Source organism: Morganella sp. HMSC11D09, assembly GCF_001807955.1.
In the GTDB taxonomy this organism is placed as follows: domain Bacteria; phylum Pseudomonadota; class Gammaproteobacteria; order Enterobacterales; family Enterobacteriaceae; genus Morganella; species Morganella morganii.
In genome coordinates, this window is record NZ_KV791710.1 from 1 (window position 1) to 3,434 (window position 3,434).

A 3,434-nucleotide genomic window follows, 5' to 3' on the forward strand; every position below is an offset into this window, starting at 1 on the left:
TTCCGGCACCACTTTCTGATTATGCCAGAAGCGCGTCTCCTCGGCGTCATTCGTCACACACAGCACATTACCGACCGGATCATATTCATAACGCAGATCCTGAAATACATTTTTCCGTGCCGGATGTTCGGTTTTGACGGCAATCAGGCGCTGGGTTTGCGGTTCATAAGTGTAAGTGGTCACTACACCGTTACCGTGCTCCTCACACAGCTTCTGCCCGGCAGCGGAATACGTCACAGACTTGATAATGATTTTTTCCGCGCCGCCTTTCACCGTCACCCGGCTGGTGTTCAGTAATCCGGCGATATCATAAGTCACTTTTTGCTGATGACCCGCCGCATCCGTGGTGTTCAGCACCGCACCGGTCGCATCTGCAATGGTTTGTGTGGTGTATTTTTCAGCAGATAATAATGTTTGCGGATTGCTTTCCGGCCAGCTAACCGGCTTATCCGCATCTTTCAGCAACTGACGGGTTATGGATAACGGCACGCCGGTCAGCGCAATGCTGTCCGTCTGCATCAGCCCGGCCGGATCATAATGGTGTGTACAGATACCCGCGAGGTTTTTTGCTTTCTCCGCCTCACTGTTGCCTGCATACATAAAACGTTCAGTTACCTGAGCGTTCTGCCCGGCGGTCTGTTCAGTGATACTCAGCAGACGCCCGGCTGAATCCGCACCTTCATACCGGAAAGTCTGAGTCACGGCCTTGCTGCAGTTATCCTGCCCCTTATCCGTGCAGATCTGACTGATGCTGATCATCAGTCGCCCTGCCGCATCATTCAGTGTCAGCGATATTCCTGCATCCGCGCTTTCCGTACACAGCACCTGTCCGGAGAGTGAGGTGACATAGCGGAAATTGCTCAGCCCGGATGCCTGCATACGCGGATCAGCACTCTTCTCTAAAAATCCTCGTTTATCAAACTGATGGTAGGTAATGCGCTCATCGGTTTTCTCCGGGGTATCCGGATGGCGGTGATACACAATATCACGTACCGCCTGCCCCCGGTTGCTCAGTACCGTCACCGACGGTGTTTTTTTATGTAACGTGTTTTCTGTTTTGCTCATTAATAGTGTCCTTATTAAGGGAATAAATATCCGCACAAATCTGATATTGCCCCGGCGGATAGTTGTTTATTTTAGGAAAAATAAAAAAAATAACAAAAAAAATATCAAGAAAAAAACCATCGATAATAATTCAACAAATAAATTCTATAACACTCAATAAATTAATCTTAAATAGTAAAGCAAAGATATTAATGCACGCATTAAATAATAAATTAGATTCAATACCCACGGTAACTAAGTAATAGCAAGGGCCGGTGTTATGCTAAAAAAACTCTCGGATATCAAACTGATGGCGGGGAACTGACAGTAAAAATAAATAATTATAATCAACATATTAAAAATCATAACGCCGGATAATAAGATAAATTTACATTATTTTATTATTCAGAAAGCACTCCAGCCGGAGTGCTTTCTGATTATTACAATTACTCAAAAATAATTACAAATATTACAGCGTAGTTTGTTAATTCATATTTTATTAATCAAATTGATGCTCTGCGGGTTATTGTTTTCTGATGGAAAAACAATGCTTCCCCGGAAACCTGAGCTTTTGCTGCTTTTCCTTTATAAATATCCGGATTATTCAGCATTCTCCTGACATCACTGACTCTGGTCAGTAACTCAGTCCGCATATCAGAAAGTTTATCTTTTGTATAACTCATACGGAAAATCCGCCCTGTGTTCAGCGTACCATATTTTCTGACACTGTCAGTCCCTTTATCATCAAACAGTCCCATAATTTCATTGTGGTTATCAGATGACAGTCCGGAAGAGACTGCATCCAGAACACCTGTGATTTTATCCCTTTTTGCTATCGTTATTCCTCTGAAATCATTGAGCTCCAATCCTGTATCCAAAAGTGCTTTTACAGGAAGCTTAACGCCCAGATCCAGAACCTCTTCCAGTGCTGAAGCTGCTTTTGCTGACCCGTGTGTTTTTATTTGTTCTCTTAAATCAAGCTGGCCTTTAACCTGATTGGCAAAGAAATTTCCACCGGCCTGTGCCAGTGATTCCTGCATTTTCCTGGTCTGAACCCGGGTCGGCTGGAATTTATTTTTGTCAAAAATAGCATTGACCCCCAGATCAAATGCTTTTTCACTGGCAACTCCGGCGGCTATCCCCCCTATGATCCCCCCCACAGTTGCAGTACCGATAACAACCGGCGCCACGACAGGAAGAGCAACAGTAACAGAAGCCGCAATTGCAACACCTGCTGCAACCCCGCCAATACCGCCGGCTGTTTTAAGTCCGTACGTCGTTGCTTTTCTCGCTACAGAACGTAGCTCAGCAGCGGCCATACGGGATGGATTCGCCAGAGCATCAATATAGGTGTGAATTTTATGAATTGCCGCTTTTGCCGCCCCCATAAATTCTGCATAATCATTTATTTGCTGCGTCCGGCTTAATCCGTTCGTATCAAAAAACGACACCGGATTATTCCCCACCATTGAATACAGATTCAGTCCGTCAACGGTTCCCGCCGGATCTGAGCTCAACCAGCGCCCTGCCCACGGCTGATAATAGCGGTAGCCGTAGTAATACAGCCCGGTCGCATCCCGCTCTTTACCGGAATAACGGTGGGTTTTGTAGTCAATGCCGCTGTCCGCACCGGCCACCAGCACAGCTGTGCCGCCGAACGGATAATATTCCTCCTGACTCAGCAGGTTACCGTCGCCGTCCGTTTCCAGGCCGCTGCTGCCGATCAGATTGTCGTAACTGAACCGCTGATGATCTTTTTTACCATCCGGCCAATGCAGCAGCCGTACCTGTGCCCGCCCGGCAACACCGGCGCAGATCACCTGATAATTTTCTTTTCCGCTTCGCAGCTCCAGCCCCGGCAGATAGATCACCTGCTGTGTCTGTGTGCTGTTACCGGTTTTCTGTACGGCAGTTTTCAGGATACGCTGACTGCCCGCATCATAACGGTAGCTTTCGCGATCACCGGCAGCACCGTTACGCACCACCGGCGTGACCTGTTGCAGCTCGCCGCGTGTTGTCCAGGACAGGGTTTGTCCCGGCTGTAACTGTGTCTGCTGTCCGCCCGGGGTAAACAGGGCTTCCGCTTTCTCCGGCGTGTCCGCCAGGGTTTTCAGTACCGCGCGGTTGCTGCGCTGACTGACCGTGATATCCGTGGTGTAGTTATTATTGGTCGCAGGTGCTGTATGGCGGATCTGTGTCATATTCCCGGCACGATCATAGACATAGTTACGGGTGTAATTGGTGTAACTGGCTTTATCAAACGGGGAAATATCAGGGAGGGAACCGCTTTGCTGCCCGGCATTAGCCATCTCGCGCCCGGTGGCACTGACCAGCTGATACAGCGTGTCATAGGTGTATTTATTTTCCGGCACCACTTTCTGATTATGCCA

At 48.0% G+C, this 3,434-nt stretch carries 1 protein-coding gene and 1 pseudogene; both read right to left on the reverse strand.

From position 1 onward, the window contains the following. Positions 1-1,065 (reverse strand): annotated as a pseudogene (locus HMPREF3119_RS15555) (RHS repeat protein); the annotation flags it as partial. A 482-nt stretch (positions 1,066-1,547) separates the two neighbouring features. Then, positions 1,548-3,434 (reverse strand): RHS repeat protein (locus tag HMPREF3119_RS19905; RefSeq protein WP_305777638.1); only part of this gene is annotated, 1,887 nt, incomplete at its 5' end.